General features: G+C 72.6%; 15 protein-coding genes. 10 read left to right on the top strand and 5 right to left on the bottom strand.

All coding sequences use genetic code 11. The annotated features are described in order from the left end of the window. Positions 1–153 precede the first annotated feature (153 nt). From ACFWUQ_RS19785 to ACFWUQ_RS19795, 3 genes are read right to left on the bottom strand one after another with little or no spacing between them, the layout of a single operon-like run. Positions 154–1,161, bottom strand: a complete 1,008-nt coding sequence (locus ACFWUQ_RS19785; RefSeq protein ID WP_384539441.1) for a YdcF family protein — start codon at positions 1,159–1,161, stop codon at positions 154–156. A 17-nt stretch (positions 1,162–1,178) separates the two neighbouring features. Then, positions 1,179–2,756 (bottom strand): amidohydrolase family protein, encoded by a 1,578-nt coding sequence (locus tag ACFWUQ_RS19790; RefSeq protein WP_384539444.1) that lies wholly within the window; start codon positions 2,754–2,756, stop codon positions 1,179–1,181. A gap of 9 nt (positions 2,757–2,765) precedes the next feature. Continuing rightward, entirely contained in the window at positions 2,766–4,061 is a 1,296-nt protein-coding gene (locus ACFWUQ_RS19795; protein ID WP_384539447.1) for an alanine racemase, read from the bottom strand. Between the two features lie 178 nt (positions 4,062–4,239). On the opposite strand from ACFWUQ_RS19795, the gene ACFWUQ_RS19800 reads away from it, so the two are divergent. Next, complete coding sequence (locus tag ACFWUQ_RS19800; RefSeq protein ID WP_384539449.1) at positions 4,240–5,025, top strand: IclR family transcriptional regulator; 786 nt, start codon at positions 4,240–4,242, stop codon at positions 5,023–5,025. After that, the gene (locus tag ACFWUQ_RS19805; RefSeq protein WP_384539452.1) at positions 5,022–5,432 is read left to right on the top strand and encodes a RidA family protein; all 411 of its coding nucleotides are present in this window, start codon (positions 5,022–5,024) and stop codon (positions 5,430–5,432) included. Before ACFWUQ_RS19800 ends, ACFWUQ_RS19805 begins: the two co-directional genes overlap by 4 nt. A gap of 54 nt (positions 5,433–5,486) precedes the next feature. Here ACFWUQ_RS19805 and ACFWUQ_RS19810 read toward each other — a convergent pair whose 3' ends face one another. After that, positions 5,487–6,821, bottom strand: a complete 1,335-nt coding sequence (locus ACFWUQ_RS19810; RefSeq protein ID WP_384539455.1) for a M14 family metallopeptidase — start codon at positions 6,819–6,821, stop codon at positions 5,487–5,489. Positions 6,822–6,946: 125 nt separating this feature from the next. Then, complete coding sequence (locus ACFWUQ_RS19815) at positions 6,947–8,638, bottom strand: chitinase (protein ID WP_384539458.1); 1,692 nt, start codon at positions 8,636–8,638, stop codon at positions 6,947–6,949. A 413-nt stretch (positions 8,639–9,051) separates the two neighbouring features. Between ACFWUQ_RS19815 and ACFWUQ_RS19820 the strand changes: the two genes are divergently transcribed. From ACFWUQ_RS19820 to ACFWUQ_RS19855, 8 genes are read left to right on the top strand one after another with little or no spacing between them, the layout of a single operon-like run. Beyond that, complete coding sequence (locus ACFWUQ_RS19820; RefSeq protein ID WP_384539461.1) at positions 9,052–9,933, top strand: hypothetical protein; 882 nt, start codon at positions 9,052–9,054, stop codon at positions 9,931–9,933. Positions 9,934–9,981: 48 nt separating this feature from the next. Then, a complete protein-coding gene (gene cpaB / locus ACFWUQ_RS19825) occupies positions 9,982–10,683 on the top strand; it encodes a Flp pilus assembly protein CpaB (RefSeq protein WP_384539464.1) in 702 nt (233 codons plus the stop codon). A 7-nt stretch (positions 10,684–10,690) separates the two neighbouring features. Further along, positions 10,691–11,944: a CpaE family protein gene (locus tag ACFWUQ_RS19830; RefSeq protein WP_384539467.1), complete on the top strand. Its 1,254-nt coding sequence runs from the start codon at positions 10,691–10,693 to the stop codon at positions 11,942–11,944. 3 nt (positions 11,945–11,947) lie between these two features. After that, positions 11,948–12,340, top strand: coding sequence for a TadE/TadG family type IV pilus assembly protein (locus tag ACFWUQ_RS19835; RefSeq protein ID WP_384539469.1), 393 nt, complete (start codon positions 11,948–11,950; stop codon positions 12,338–12,340). Position 12,341: 1 nt separating this feature from the next. After that, on the top strand, positions 12,342–12,749 hold the full coding sequence (locus tag ACFWUQ_RS19840) for a TadE/TadG family type IV pilus assembly protein (protein WP_384539472.1): 408 nt from the start codon (positions 12,342–12,344) through the stop codon (positions 12,747–12,749). A 7-nt stretch (positions 12,750–12,756) separates the two neighbouring features. After that, positions 12,757–14,100: a CpaF family protein gene (locus ACFWUQ_RS19845; protein ID WP_384539475.1), complete on the top strand. Its 1,344-nt coding sequence runs from the start codon at positions 12,757–12,759 to the stop codon at positions 14,098–14,100. Next, positions 14,097–15,035, top strand: coding sequence for a type II secretion system F family protein (locus ACFWUQ_RS19850; protein WP_384539478.1), 939 nt, complete (start codon positions 14,097–14,099; stop codon positions 15,033–15,035). The genes ACFWUQ_RS19845 and ACFWUQ_RS19850 overlap by 4 nt, the downstream gene beginning before the upstream one ends. A 13-nt stretch (positions 15,036–15,048) precedes the next feature. Then, positions 15,049–15,939, top strand: coding sequence for a DUF5936 domain-containing protein (locus ACFWUQ_RS19855; protein WP_384539538.1), 891 nt, complete (start codon positions 15,049–15,051; stop codon positions 15,937–15,939). Position 15,940 lies beyond the last annotated feature (1 nt).

Here is a 15,940-nt window from a genome sequence, read left to right on the forward strand (position 1 = left end):
CGTCGGCCTTGTGACGTTCCCCTTGACGGGGCGCGGCCGGCTCGCCCCGGCGGGGCGCCCCCCTGCCCCCCCACCGCCGCGCGACGGCGCCACCGCCGCAGATCACGCGCCACGCAACGCCCCCGCGCCACGCGCCACGACCCCGCAAGGGGCTCAGGCGAGGGCCGTGGCCAGCCCGCCGAGGACCACCAGCAGCCCGCAGATCCCCAGGTTGACGGTCCGGTGCTCCCAGAACACGGCGACGAACTCGCGGATGGTGGCGCTCGGCCAGAAGTACCGCGCCGTCGGCGAACCGAGCACCTGTCCGTTGACCCCGGTCTTGCGGGCCATCATCGCGGCCCGGAAGGCGTGGAAGTTGTTGGTGACCACCACGCACCGGTAGCCCGGGTCGTCCGCGAGCATCAGCTCGCGGGAGAACAGCATGTTCTCCTCCGTCGTGCGCGAGCTGTCCTCCAGCCGGACGTGCTCCGCCGGGACCCCTCGCGCGATCAGCCAGTCCGCCATCGCCCGCGCCTCGGGCACCTTCTCGTCCGAGCCCTTGCCGCCCGAGGCGAGGAGCACCGGCGGCCGGCCGCCCCGGGCCAGCTGCGCCTCGTAGATCCGCTGCCCCTTGTCCAGCCGCGAGGCCAGCAGCGGCGGCACCTGGTCCCCGCCGACCAGGCCCGAGCCCAGCAGCACCACGTAGTCGACGTCGCCGCGCACCTTGATGCGGCCGTAGAGGTAGGCGTACCCGAGGAAGCACAGGAAGACGAACGAGACGTAGGCGACGACCAGGGTCAGGGTCGCGGCGATGCCGTTCGCGACCGTGGAGCCGAACCGGCCCACCAGGAGCAGCAGCGCGATCATCCCGAAGATGCCGAGCCCCGCGGCAAGCGACAGCAGGTTCGGCGGCCGGGCGCCCTCCTTGCGCACCATCGTCACCCCGTTGGAGACCAGGAACATGCCCAGCGACAGGATCCCCAGGGTGGGGACGGCGAAGACCAGCAGGACGACCGCCATGGCCGCCCAGTGCGGCAGCGCGGCCACCTGGAGGAGCACGGCGAAGGACAGTGTGACGAAGGTCAGGCCGAAGAGGACGGCGTTGCGGAAGCCGCGGCGGTCCCTTCGCGCGCTGACGCAGAAAGCCAGGAAAAGCAGGGCGGGAACGGCGAAGGCGACCATGCCGACCATCGTAAATGTCATATGCGGACGGGCGTGCGGCGTACGGAGCGCCCGGCGAGCACGTCCGTGCGGCGTCCGTCCCGTATGACGAACCGACCGTCGATCAGCACGTGCGGGATGCCGGCGGGCAGTGCGCGCGGATGCGCGTACGTCGACCCGGCCGCGACCGTCAGCGGGTCGAAGAGGACCAGGTCGGCGCGGTGTCCGACCCGCACCAGCCCCCGGTCGGGCAGCCGCAGGCGGGCCGCCGGGCGCCCCGCGAGGTGGGCGACGCACTCCTCCAGGGAGAGCACGCCCAGTTCGCGCACGTAGTGCCCGAGGTAGTGGGGGAAGGTGCCGTACGCGCGCGGATGGGGCTTCGCGCCCTGGAGGATGCCGTCCGAGCCGCCCGTGTGGACGGGATGGCGCATGATCGCGCGGACGTTCGCCTCGTGCCCGACGTGCTGCAGGATCGTCGGCGCGAGCCGGTCGCCGAGCAGCAGCCGCCGGGCGGTGTCCCAGCCGTCCACGCGGGTGCCGACGTGTCCCGCGAACGCGGGGTCGCCGACGCCCGAGATCTCGACGGTCGACCAGTCCACGGGGACGCCGTGGCAGCCGTCCGCACCCTCCACCTCCAGCGCGTACCGGATCCGCTCCGCGTCGGCGTCGTCGCGCAGCCGGGCCAGGACCGCCTCCGGACCGCCCTCGTTCGCCCAACTGGGCAGCAGGGCGACCAGGGTGGTGCAGCCCGGGGTGTACGGGTAGCTGTCGAGGGTGAGGTCGGCGCCCTGCGCCAGCGCGGCGTCCAGCAGGGACAGCAGCTCGGGGGCGCGGCCCTCGTTCTCGCCGAAGTTCATGGTGGCGTGCGCGAGGTGCAGTGCGCAGCCGGCCTCGCGGGCCAGCCGGACCATCTCCGCGTAGGCGGCCAGCGCGTCCCGGCCGTACGAGCGGTGGTGGGGGCAGTAGTAGCCGCCGTACCGGGCCACCACCCGGCACAGCTCGGTCAGTTCACTGCCGGAGGCGTACATGCCGGGCGTGTAGGTGAGGCCGGAGGACATGCCGACGGCCCCCTGGGCCAGGCCCTCGGCGACCAGCCGCCGCATCCGGTCCAGCTCCGCGGCCGAGGCGGGGCGGTCGTCCCAGCCGACGGCGTACGCGCGGACGGTGCCCTGCGGGACCAGGTAGGCGGCGTTGACGGCGATGCCGCGGCCGCCGTGGGCGCGGTCCAGCCGGTCGAGGTAGCCGCCGACCGTGCGCCAGTCGAAGTCGATGTCGTCGCCGGGGCCGTTCCAGCCCGCGATGGCCGCCCGCACCCCGGCCAGGGTGCGGTCGTCGGCGGGCGCGTACGACAGGCCGTCCTGGCCCAGGACTTCGAGGGTCACGCCCTGGGCGGCCTTCGCGCTGTGGTCCGGGTCGCGGAGCAGGGCGAGGTCGCTGTGCGCGTGCATGTCGACGAAGCCGGGCGCCAGCGCGAGGCCGTCCGCGTCGAGGGTGGTCCGCCCGCCCGGCAGCGCGCCGATGGCGTGGATCCGGCCCTCGTGGACGCCCACGTCGGCGGTGTACGAGGGCCCGCCCGTGCCGTCGACGACGCGGGCCCCGCGGATGACCAGGTCCACGCCGGCGGCCTAGAAGAAGGTGCGGACGTAGTCGGTGACCGTGCCGTCGGCCTCCACGACCGGGATCAGCGGCCATTTCTCGAAGATGGTGCAGGGGTGGGACATGCCGAGCGCCACCCAGTCGCCGACCCTCAGGTCGTCTGCGGAGTCGGTCTCCAGCCAGGCGTGCTGGTCGGACAGCTTGACCACGCGGACGCCGCCGGCGGGCCGCTCGCTCCCGCCCCCGCCGCCGTCCTCGTCGGCGGATCGGACCAGCTCGACCTCGGGCAGGCCCAGGTCGTAGGCGATGTCGCGCTTGCCGGCGTTGACGAAGGCCTGGGTGGGGGAGGGGCGCGAGACGACCTGGGTCCAGAGGCGGAACGCGGGGCGCAGGACACCCTCCTGCGGGTGCCGGTTGAAGGGCGTCAGGCGGGTGTACCAGCCGTGGTCGTGCGAGACGTACGCGCCGGAGCGCAGCAGCCGCAGGGTGGGCCGGGACAGCTCGGGGAGCTCGGCGAAGACGTCGGCGACGGCGTCGAACCAGGCCGAGCCGCCGGCGCTGACGACGATCTCCTCCAGGTCCCCGGCGAACCGCCCGTCCTTGTCGAAGGCGACGGCGAGCGCGGTGAGCCGGCGCAGGTAGGCCAGGACGCGGGCCGGGTCGGCGTCGGGGACCTCGGCCTCGTACCCGGCGACACCGACGAGGCGCAGGGCTGCGGCCCCGGCCACGGCGTCGGCCACGGCGCGGCAGTCGTCCTCGGTCCGGGCCCCGGTACGGGCTCCCTCGCCGGCGCCGAGCTCGACGACCACGTCGACGCGGGCCGGCGCGCCGCGCAGGGCGCGGTCCATCAGCTCGACCCCGCGCACGGAGTCGACGTAGCAGACGAAGCGGAAGCCGGGGTCGGCGGCGAGCTCGGCGGCGACCCAGCGCAGGGCGGCGGCGTCGACGAGCTCGTTGGCGAGGAAGATCCGCTGGATGCCGAAGGCGCGGTAGACGCGGACCTGGTGGGGGACGGCGGCGGTGATGCCCCACGCGCCGTGCTCCAACTGGCGGCGGAAGAGCTGGGGGGCCATGCAGGTCTTGCCGTGCGGGGCGAAGGCGAGGTCGTGGCGGGCCGCGTAGGCGCCGAGGGCGGCGAGGTTGTGCTCCAGCGCGTCCGCGTCGAGGGTCAGTACGGGGGTGGTGAAACCGCCGGTGTACAGGTCCCGGCGCTGCGTGGCGAGGGCGCCGACGGTGAGGCCCTGCGCCTGGGCGTCCGGGGGGAGGCCCTTGAACCGGTGGTCGACCGGTTCCTCGGCGAGTGCCTGGACGGGGTCGCTGGCCATGCGGGTGCCTCCCGGGGGTGCGGGTGTGTTGCGGCGTGCGCAACTGCCGTTGCGTACGCCGCTGCGTGCTGTCTAACATCCCGGAAGACGGCGGGTCAACGCGCCCGGTTCCGGCAGCGGCTCCGGGGGCGGGGCGGCGACCGGGCCGGGTCCGTCGCGACCGTAGGGAAGGGACCGCATGAGCCAGTCGGTGGAACGCGCCCTCGGGATCCTGCCGCTGCTGGCCCGCGGGCCCGCCGGACTGGGAACGGTGGCCGAGGAGCTCGGCGTGCACAAGAGCACCGCGCTGCGCCTGCTGCGCACCCTGCACGAGCACGGGTTCGTCTACCGCCAGCCCGACGGCCGCTACCGCCTCGGTGCGCAGCTCTTCGCGCTCGCCGCCGAGGCCGTCGAGAACCTGGACGTCCGGGAGATCGCGCACCCGCACCTCGTCGAGCTGAACCGGGCCACCGGCCACACCGTGCACCTGGCCCTGCATCAGGACGACGAGGTGGTCTACATCGACAAGGTCGACAGCCGCTACCCCGTCCGGATGTACTCCCGCATCGGCAAGCCCGTGCCCCTCACGGTCGCCGCCGTCGCCAAGCTGCTCCTCGCGGACCTTCCCGAACCCGAGCGGCTGGCCCTGGCCCACCGGGTGGAGTACCCGCGTTACACCGCCCGTTCGACCCCGGACGCCGACGCGTTCCTCCGCGAGCTGGACCTGGTCCGGGCCCAGGGCTGGGCCACCGACCTCGGCGGGCACGAGGAGTCCATCAACTGCCTGGGCGCGCCGGTTCGCGGCCCGGACGGGCGGGTCGCCGCCGCGCTGTCGGTCTCCGCGCCGAACGTGGTCGTCAGCGCCGAGGGGCTGCTGGAACTGCTGCCCCGGGTCCTGCGCACCGCCGACACCATCACCCGGGAGTACTCCGGCTCCGCGCCCGGCCTCCCTCCCTCCTCCGCACCGAAGGACGGCACGCCGTGACCGAGAAGACCGCCATCACCCCCGAGACGCACACCGTGCCGCCCGCGAGGTTCTCGCACGGCGTCCGCAAGGGGAACATCCTGCAGGTGGCCGGCCAGGTCGGTTTCCTGCCGCACGTCGACGGGCAGCCGCCCACCCCGGCGGGGCCGACGCTGCGCGAGCAGACCCTCCAGACGCTGGAGAACGTCCGCTCCGTCCTGGAGGCCGGCGGCGCGGGCTGGGACGACGTGATGATGATCCGCGTCTACCTGACGGACACGGGGCACTTCGCCGAGATGAACGGCGTCTACAACGCCTACTTCGAGCAGCAGGGCCTCAAGGAGGCCCCGGCCGCCCGGACCACGGTGTACGTCGGTCTCCCGGCGGGGCTGCTCGTCGAGATCGACGCCCTCGCCGTCCTCGGCTGAGACACGCCGGCGGGGCGCCCCCCTGGCGGTGGGGCGCCCCCGTACGGCTCGCGGCTAGGCGCAGTACTGCGCTTCCTTGCCGATCGAGCGGTACATGCAGTCCGCGTTCTCCAGCAGCTGGAGCACGGCCTCCTTGTTGCGCGAGGTCTCGCGGTCGATCACCTCGTCGGGCGGGTAGAAGCCGCCGCCGGCCGAGCTGGCCGGGTACATCTCGAAGGTGTAGGCGAAGATCCTCTGGCTGCCCCACAGCCAGTCGTCGATCGTCCCGTCGGTGATGTACAGGTCGCTCGACTGCTCCGGGGTGTAGCCGTTGCTCGCCGCCATGCCCGTGCCGATCTTCTTGAACACGGCGAGGTCGTCGGCGGTCAGCCCGGGCGCGGTGTCGTTGTACGTCCAGCCGAAGGGCCAGAGCACCAGCTGGCTGTAGGTGTGGAAGTCGATCGAGGCCTTGATCTGCTGCTTGCCGCCGACCACCCGGCTGCGGACGAAGTCCGAGACGACCTTCACCTCGGGCGTCGACTCGGGGGCCGTGCCGCGGTAGGTCTCGGAGCTCTTGCTGCCGCTGGAGCCGCCGCAGCAGCCCCACTTGTAGTTCCAGTTCCGGTTCTGGTCGGTGCCGACATAGGAGGAGCCGGAGTTGGGCTGGCGGTTCTTGCGCCAGGAGCGGTAGGAGCCGGTGGCGATGTCGTACTCGCCGCCGTCCGGGTTGAGGTCCGGGATGATCCAGATCTCGCGGCTGTTGATCGCGTTGGTGACCCGGGACTCCGTGCCGTACTTGGCGCCGAACTCCTTGAGCAGGTACAGGGCCATCTCCACGGTCAGGTGCTCGCGCGCGTGCTGGTGCGCGGTGAAGAGCACTTCGGGCTCGGCCTCGTCGGTGGCGACGTTGTCGCTGATCTTGATCGCGAAGAGGTCGCGGCCCTGGTACGACTTCCCGATGACCCGCTTGCTCATGATCCCGGGGTACTGGGCCATGCGCTGGTCGATCTCCGCGCTGGCCTCGGCGTAGTTGTGGTAACGGGAGTCGGCCGAGGGGAAGTCCATGGTGCCGGCCGCGATCCCGGGCAGGGAGCGGTCCGGCGGGCCGGGGAGGGCGGCGAGCGTGTAGCCCCGCGCGCGCAGTTCCCGGGCCTGCATGGGGTCGGCGCTGACGACGACGGTGTGGTCGTCCACCTCGTCGATGGACACGCCGGTGCTGAGCAGGGCGGTGCGGTCGGCGGCCGTGGAGGGGCCGTGGATCCGGTACTGGACGAGGGCCTCGTCCTGGGTGGCGGTCGAGGGGACGGCGGGTGGGGAGGCCGTGGCACTCATGCCGTAGGCGGGTGCGCCCAGCGCGAGTGCCAGCAGGGCCGCCGTGACGGCGGCCCTCCGGCGGGTGTGGAGCCGCATGCGTTCTCCTGGGTGGGGAGTGTGGGGGTAGCCGTGCGGACGCGCACAGCGTGCTCTCGTGGCATGTCCCGGTCAAGGACCCGATCTGCCGACCGGCCCGAACCGGCCACCCCCACACCTACCGCCTAGGGAAGGCTGTGGACCTTGGGACCCACCGCGTTGGACCAGGCGTGACCCGCCTTGGCGTCCCAGTTGGTCGACCAGGTCATCGCACCGCGCAGCCCCGGGTAGGTTTTCGACGGCTTGAACGATCCGCAGCCCGTACCCCGGGTCAGGCAGTCCAGCGCGTTGTTCACGATGGTCGGGGACACGTAGCCGCTGCCCGCGCCGCTCGGGGAGGCCGGTACGCCGATGCCCACCTGGGAGGGGTCGAGCCCGCCCTCCAGCTGGATGCAGGCCAGCGCGGTGAGGAAGTCCACCGAGCCCTGGGAGTACACCTTGCCGTCGCAGCCGTTCATCGAGCCGCTGTTGTAGTACTGCATGTTGACGACGGTCAGGATGTCCTGGATGTTGAGCGCCGTCCGGAAGTAGCCGCCCTGCGTGGACTGCATGTCGATGGTCTGCGGGGCCATGGTGATGACCAGCGAGGGCCCCGCCTTCTGCGACAGCGCGCGCATGGCCTGGGTCATGTAGGTCGGGTTGAGGCCGTTCTCCAGGTCGATGTCGACGCCGGTGAAGCCGTACTCCTGCATCAGCGCCCAGGCCGAGTTGGCCAGGTTGGTCGCGGAGGCGGAGTCGTTGACCGAGATGGTGCCCTTCTCGCCGCCGATGGAGAGGATGACCGACTTGCCGGCGGCCTTCTTGGCGGCGATGTCGGCCTTGAACTGCGGGACGGTGTAGCCGCCGAGGCCGGCGGAGTCCAGGGTGAAGGAGATGGCGCCCGGAGTGGGCGTGGCGTCGGCGAAGGAGACGGCGATGATGTCGTACTGCGCGGACACGTCGGAGAGCTTCTGGACGGTCGCGCCGTTGTTGAAGTTCTGCCAGTAGCCGGTCAGGGCGTGCTTGGGGACCGAGGGGTTCGGCCCGTTGCCGCCGCCGGTCGTGGTCCCCGTGACCGCGGCCGACCTGGGGCCCTCGCCCGCGGCGTTGAACGCGCTCACCTGGAAGGAGTACGAGGTGGCGGCGGTGAGCCCGGTGATCTGGGCGGAGGCCTGGGTGACGGTCTGGACCCGCACGCCGTCCTGGTGGACGTGGTAGCCGGTGGCGCCGCCGACGGCGTTCCACGAAAGGGTGAGCCCGGTCGGGCTCTGGCCGGAAACGGCGGTCCCGGCGGGAGCGCCGGGGATGCCCGGGCCGGGGTCGGTGCCGCCGCCGCCGTCGGGGCCGAAGACGCTGAAATCGTCCACCACGTAGCCGGGCTGGCCGTACCAGCCGTGCGTGTAGACGGTGACCTGGGTGGTGCTGGGGCCGGTGGAGAAGGTGGTGGAGAGCTTCTGCCAGCCGGATCCGGAGCCGGGGGTCCAGGTCGACACGTCCTGGGTGCCGGTGCCGGTCGCGCCGAGGTACACGTAGCTGCCCTGCACCTGCGTGCTCAGCGTGTACGTCGAGTTCGGCTTGACCGTGACGGTCTGACTGCAGCGCGCGTTGTCGGAGCCGGCGGGGGTGGCCCGGAGGGCGCCGGCCCCGGCGTACACCGGCGAGCTGACGGAAGCTCCGCTTCCGCCGGTGCACGACCAGTTGGCGAGGCCGGACTCGAAGCCGCCGTTGCGGGCGACGTTGACGTCCGCGGCCTGTGCCGTACCGGTCGCGAGGGCGGTCAGGCCCCCGGTGGCGAGGACGGCGGCGAGGGGCAGGACGAGGGAGCGTATGCGTTTCACTGAGGCTCCGGTGGGGGGAGGAAGGAGGTGGGACGAGCAAGTGGGGTGCTCGGAAGCCAAGTTGGTCCAGACCAATCCCGCTGTCAAGACTCTTCGCGAAGTGGCTTGAAATGCTCGATTGCCGCATCCTTGTTGTCCGGGTTTTTGGCCACCTGTGACATGTGCCGTCGGCACGGGAATCGGCAAGGCCCTGCCCTGTCAGGGACGACGCGGATATGGTGCTGGAGCAAGGGGTGGGGGCACCTCCCGGCGGTCGCCGGGGATGTCGATCGTTCTGCGCCCGCGCCGTGCGTGCGCGTGCGCGACGGGCACCGGACGGGCATGTCGTGGGCACATGACGAGCGGGTGCGACCTCCCGGCGGCAGCCGGGGGAGCGGCGACCGCGGCGCCATGGGGTGAACAGGGGGATTCGCGTGCCGGCCGCCATCGCTGTCACCAGCGCAGACCTGATCCTCCCGGCCCCCGACCGGCACACGCCCGGGGCGGTCCTCCTGCACCCGCCCGGTGAGCTCGACCTGGAGGGCGCGCTCGCCGAGACCAGCGCCCTGCTGGAGCGCCACGGCCACCTGGTAGCGGTCGTGCCCGACTGGCTGCCCCGCGCCACCGTCCAGCGGCTGCACACCGTACGGGCCATCCTGGAAACCGGCCGGATCGCGCTCCTCACCACCGACCTGCCGCCGCTCGCCACTGCGCTGCTGGTACGTCAGCTGCGCCAGCTCAGCGTCTGCGACTTCAGCCCCGGAGTGGTGGCGGCCGCGGCCCGGCTGCTCACCCACTACATCCACGCCGGCGCGCTGCTGGGCTCGGTCGCCAAGCTCGACCGGGTCCCGGTCGGCCTCAAGGCGCATGCCCGGTCCTGGTCGCCGACCGCGCAGTTCGCCGTGCTCGCCCACCCCGAGCCCCAGGTCACCCGGCTCGGCGGCGCGGGCGCCCACGCCGGCGGCGCCCTGCCGGCCGGCCCCGCGTTCGCCACCCACCTCACCTTCGCGCGGGGGCAGCTCGCCTCCGACTGGGTCGCCGCCGAACTGGCGTCCGCCTGGCAGGTGCAGGGGGTCATGGAGAACCCGCTGCCGGCCGACTCGCCCGGCTGGTGGGGCACGCCGAAGCTGGTCGAGTTCGCGGCCGGCATCCCGGACCCCTCCGTCCTCCACCAGCTCGTCGCCTCGGTCCGCCGCGAGGAGTGCCGTTGGTGCGGCCTCGAACTCATCGGCGACCGCTGCGGCTTCTGCGCCGCGCCGCTCTCCGCACCGCCCCCGCCGGCTCCGCCGGCGAGCGCCGCCCGATCCAGACCCTGACCGGCCCGAACGTACGAACGAACGAAGAACGGCGAGGTAGTACGGCCCATGAACTCACGCCAGCGCCGCGGCGTCATCCTTCTGCTCCTGTCGGTCCTGTGCGCCCTCGGGGCCTTCGCCGGAGTCCTCGTGGTGATCGGCGACGTCAACTCCAAGGTCGGGTCCGAGGTCGTCGCCTACCGCGCCAAGGCCGACATAGCGCCGTACGGCCCGCTGACCGCCGCGCAGTTCGAGGAGGTCACCATCCCGAGGCGCTGGCTCTCCGAGACCGCCGTCACCGACCTCGGGTCCCTCAAGGACAAGATCGCGCTGACCACCCTGAAGAAGGGCTCCCTGCTCCAGAGCGACATGGTCGTCGACCGGCCCCAGCTCCAGCCCGGTGAGCAGGAGATCGCCATCATGATCGACGCCGCGACAGGCGTGGCGGGCAAGATCACCTCCGGGGCCAAGGTCAACATCATCGCCACCTTCAAGGGCGCCAAGGACACCGACCCGTCCCGGTCGGTGATCATCGTCGCCAACGCCCGGGTCCTCGGCGTCGGCAAGCTCACGGCACTGGAGAAGGACAGCGACAAGGAGGGCCCCGCCGAGGCCGTCCCGATCACCTTCGCCCTGAACACCAAGGACACCCAGCGCGTCGCCTACGCCGAGTCCTTCGCGGAGCACGTACGGCTGGCCCTGGTGGCCCCCGGCACCGACTCGGCGCCCGGCCCGAACGAGCGCACGTACACCCTCGACGGGGACAAGTGAGGCGCGGATGACCACCCGAATCCTCCCGGCGGTCGGCGACCCCGACGCCGCCCGCGCCGTCGCCGCCCTGACCGGCCGGCTCCCCGAGGCCGAACCCGCCGCCCCGGTGCCCGACTCCACCACCCTGCTCGACACCCTGGCCCGGCTGGCGGCGCAGTCGATCGACGACCTCCCCGAGGTCGTCCTGGTCCACGAGCGGGTCGGCCCGCTGCCCGCCCTGGAGCTGGTCCGCGAGATCGCCCTGCGCTTCCCGGCCGTCGGCGTCGTACTGCTCTCCTCGGACGCGGGCCCCGCCGTCTTCTCCGCCGCGATGGACTCCGGGGCGCGGGGCCTGATCGGCATCCCGCTGGCCTACGAGGAGCTCGCCGCGCGCGTCCAGGCCGCCGCCCAGTGGTCCGTGGGCGTACGCCGCCACCTGGGGCGGGGGCCCGACGTACCCGCCGGCCCGGGCGGACGGGTGGTCACCGTCTCCGGGGCCAAGGGGGGCGTGGGCACCACCTTCACCGCCGTCCAGTTCGCCCTTGCCGCGGCCGCGTCGGGGCGGCGTACCGCCCTCGTCGACATGGACCTCCAGGCCGGGGACGTGGGCTCGTACCTCGACGTGCGCTTCGGACGCTCCGTCGTCGACCTCGCCGGCATCCAGGACATCTCCCCCCGGGTCCTCCAGGACGCGGTCTACGAGGACCGCACCGGGCTGGCGCTGCTCCTCGCCCCGGCCGAGGGCGAACGCGGCGAGGAGGTCGACGAACGGGCCGCCCGCCACATCCTGGGAGCCCTGCGGAGCCGCTACGAGCTCGTCGTCGTCGACTGCGGCACCCAGGTGACCGGAGCCAACGCCGCCGCCGTGGAGACGGCGGACGTGGCGGTGCTGGTCACCACCCCGGACGTGGTCGCCGTACGGGCGGCGAAGCGGCTGGTGCGGATGTGGGAACGGCTCCAGGTACGCAAACCGGAGGACACCGCGATGGTCGTCAACCGCTGGAGCAAGCACACCGAGATCCAGCCCGCCCTCATCGAGAAGATCACCAAGACGCGAGCCACGCGCACCCCGGTGCCCGCCGCCTTCAAGGAGCTCCAGGCCGTCGTGGACGCCGGCCGGGTCCAGGACCTGGACAACCGCTCCACGGTGAAGCAGGCCCTGTGGGCCCTGGCGGGCGAACTCGGCCTGCTCACCGCCCCCGACGCCACCGCCCCGGGCGCCGCCCTGGCGGTCCGCGGCCCGGGACCGGTGGCCCGCCTGCGGCGCGGCCGGGAGGGCTGAGCGATGCCCGCGAGCGCACCGGCGGACGGATCCGCGGGCCGACCCGGCCGCGGTGGGGACCGGGGGCAGGTGGCGATCGAGTTCGTCGGCATGCTGCCGCTGATCCTGCTCCTCGTGGCCGCCGTCTGGGAGGGCGTCCTGATCGGCTACGCCTTCTCCCTCGCGGGCAACGCGGCGGACGAGGCGGCGCGTGCGGGAGCCGTCCACGGCGCCGCCGAGTGCGACGCCGCGGCCAAGGAGCACATCGGGTCCGCCTGGAGCGTACGGGTCAGCTGCGGGCCGGCCGGCAACCTCTACAAGGCCGAGGTCTCGCTGCGGGTCCCCGTGCTCGTCCCCGGACTCGACACCGGCCTGCGCATCGACGGCCACGGCGGAGCGGCGAAGGAGCAGGAGTGACATGAACCGACCCCGACCCCAGCCCCGGCCCCGATGCGGGAAGTGGAGCTCCGCCGTCGCCGCGCGCGACCGCGGCCAGGTGGCGCTGGAGTACCTGGGATTCCTGCCCGTCCTGATGCTCGTCGCCCTCTGCGCCATCCAGTTGGGCTGGGCCGCGTACGTGGTGGAACAGGCCGGCACGGCGGCGCGCACCGCCGCCCGCGTGGAGGCCCGCGAGCCCGACGCCGGACGGGCGGCGGGTCTGGCCGCGATCCGCGGGGACCTCAGCGGCCGCACGACCATCGACATCAGCAAGCCCGGGGACACCGTCAGGGTGACGGTGACCATCAGCATCAAGTCCATCGTGCCCGGCGTCGGCGACGGCCGGGCCGAGCGGACCGCCATCATGCCCGACGACGACCCGAGGTGACCGGACCATGAGCCTGCGTTCCCGGGTCAACACCCCCGACGACCGCCACAACCCGCGCGAGGACGGCCGCCTGGTCTCCTCGTACCGGGCCAAGCTGCTGGAGGAGATCGACCTCGCCGAGATGTCGGCCCTCGCACCCGCCGAGCGCCGGGCGCGCCTGGAGCGCGTACTGGGCCACATCATCAGCCGCGAGGGCCCGGTCCTGTCCACCGTCGAGCGGGCGCAGCTGATCCGCCGCGTGGTCGACGAGGCCCTCGGCCTCGGCGTGCTCGAACCACTCCTCGAAGACCCCTCGATCTCCGAGATCATGGTCAACGGCCCGGACCAGATCTTCGTCGAGCGGGCCGGCCGGGTGGAGCAGCTCCCGCTGCGCTTCGCCTCGCACGACCAGCTGATGCAGACCATCGAGCGCATCGTGTCCACCGTCAACCGCCGGGTGGACGAGGCCAACCCCATGGTCGACGCCCGGCTGCCCAGCGGCGAGCGCGTCAACGTCATCATCCCGCCGCTCTCCCTGACCGGCGCGACGCTCACCATCCGCCGCTTCCCGCGCGCCTTCACCCTGCACGAGATGATCGGCCTCGGCACCCTCGACGAGCAGATGCTCCTCCTGCTGTCGGGGCTCGTCGCGGCCAAGACGAACGTGATCGTCTCGGGCGCCACCGGCACCGGCAAGACCACGCTCCTCAACGCGCTGTCCGGACTCATCCCGGAGGGCGAGCGCATCATCACCATCGAGGACTCCGCGGAGCTCCAACTCCAGCAGGCGCACGTCATCCGCCTCGAATCCCGCCCGCCCAACGTGGAGGGCAAGGGACAGATCACCATCCGCGACCTCGTACGCAACTCCCTGCGCATGCGCCCCGACCGCATCATCGTCGGCGAGGTCCGCGGCGGCGAGACCCTCGACATGCTCCAGGCCATGTCCACCGGCCACGACGGCTCACTCGCCACCGTGCACGCCAACAGCTCCACGGACGCCCTGATGCGCCTGCAGACCCTCGCCTCCATGTCGGAGGTAGAGATCCCCTTCGAAGCGCTCCAGGACCAGATCAACAGCGCCGTCGACATCGTCGTCCAGCTCACCCGCTTCGGCGACGGCTCACGCCGGGTCACGGAGATATCCGTCCTGGAATCCCACGGCCGCGAGCCGTTCCGGATCACCACCGTCTGCCGCTTCGCTGCCCAGCCCATGGCGGCGGACGGGCGCGTCTACGGCCACTTCGCCCACTACCCGCTGCCCCGCACCCTCGCCGACCGCCTGTACATGAACAACCAGCCGATCCCGCAGGCCTTCGGCGTCGCGCCGGACGACCCGCTGACCGCCCGCATCACCCGGACCGCCCTGTGAACCCACTGATCCTGCTCACCCTCGGCGCCACACTGCTGGCCTGCGTCCTGCTGGTCCTCGGCCTCCGGGCGTACGCGGCCGGCCGCGCCCAGCGCGCCGCGCTCATCGAACGCCTCACGGCCAGCGGCGCCCCCGACGCACCCGGCCGCCGGCGCCGCTTCCGGGCGGTGGACCGGCGGCTGCGCACGACCGCGCTCGGTCGCCGCATCGGCCTCAAACTCGCGGTCACGGGACTGGACCTGACCGTCGGCGAGTTCTTCGTGTACATGGTGGCCGCCGTCGCCGGGATATGGCTGATCGCCTCCTCCTTCCTGGCCCCGTTCTTCGGCCCGGTGGCCGGCCTGATCGGCCTGTGGGCGGCGAACGCCTTCCTCAACTGGCAGCGGGCCCGGCGCACCGACCGGTTCGTCAACCAGCTCCCCGACCTGGCCCGCATCCTCGCCAACGCCACCCAGGCCGGCCTCGCCCTGCGCACGGCCATCGGGATGGCCGCCGAGGAACTCGAAGCCCCCGCCGGCGAGGAACTGGCCCGGGTGGCCGACCGGCTCGCCGTCGGGCACTCCATCGAGGAGGCGCTCGGCGAGATCGCCGAACGCCTGCCGTCGCGGGAACTCGTCGTCCTGGTCTCCACCCTCGTCCTGTCCGCCCGCGCGGGCGGCGCCATCGTGGACAGCCTGCGCAACCTCACGGTGACGCTGGAGCAGCGCAAGGAGACCCGGCGGGAGATCCGCACGCAGCTGTCCCAGGTGACGGTGACGGCGTACCTGGTCCCCGTACTCGGGTTCGGCTCGCTGCTGCTCGTGGACTCGATGATGCCGGGCGCCCTGGACCGCATGACCGGCTCCGTCGTCGGGCAGAGCGCCGTCCTGGTCGCGCTCGGGCTCTTCGCCGTCGGCTTCGTCCTCATCCGCCGCCTGTCCAAGATCGACGTCTGAGGAGGCCGGTGTGATCGCGTTGCTCCTGGCCCTGGCCCTGGCCGCATCGGTGCTCGGTGCCTTCCACGGCATCCGGCTCTACCGCGCCGACATCAAGCTCCCCACCGACCTGGCCCTGGCCCTGGAGGTCGGCGCCACCCGCACGACAGCGGTCGGCTCCCTCGTCGACCGCGCCGGCATCCGCTACGCGCCGCTCGTCCTGCGCCTGATGGGCCCCGACCGGGTGGCGCGCAAACGGCGCCAGATCGACACCGCCGGCAATCCGTCCGGCCTCACCATCGACCGCTACGCCGCGCGCCGCGCCGTGTACGCCTTCCTCGGCGCGCTCGGCGCCGTCTCGATGCTGCTCAACGGCCAGCTGGTCCTGGCCCTGCTCATGGTCGCGTTCGGCTTCTTCTGGATCGAGGCCGGCCTCTGGTCGGCGATCCGGATCCGGCGCGACCACATCGAACGGACCCTGCCCGACTTCCTGGACGTGCTCGCGGTGGTGGTGAGCGCCGGACTCGGCTTCCGGCCGGCGCTGGAGCGCGTCGCGGACAAGTACGAGGGGCCCTGGTCCGACGAGATCCGGATCACGCTGCAGCAGATGACCATGGGCGTCAGCCGCCGCCAGGCCTTCGACGAGCTGCGCCGGCGCAACGACTCCGAACAGGTCGCGCAGTTCGTCACCGCGCTCCAGCAGGGCGAGGAACTGGGCTCCCCGATCGTCGAGACGCTGATCGCGATCGCCGAGGACATGCGCCGCACCGACGCCCAGAACGCCCGCCGCCGGGCCGCCCGCGCCGTGCCGAAAGCCACCCTCGCCGTGACGATGTTCATGCTGCCCGGCACGATGATCCTGCTGATCGGCGGGTTCGTGTACGGCGCGGACGTCGACTTCGGCGCCCTGTTCGGGGGCGGGTGAG

The sequence above is a fragment of the Streptomyces sp. NPDC058662 genome (assembly GCF_042716255.1).
Lineage (GTDB): Bacteria > Actinomycetota > Actinomycetes > Streptomycetales > Streptomycetaceae > Streptomyces.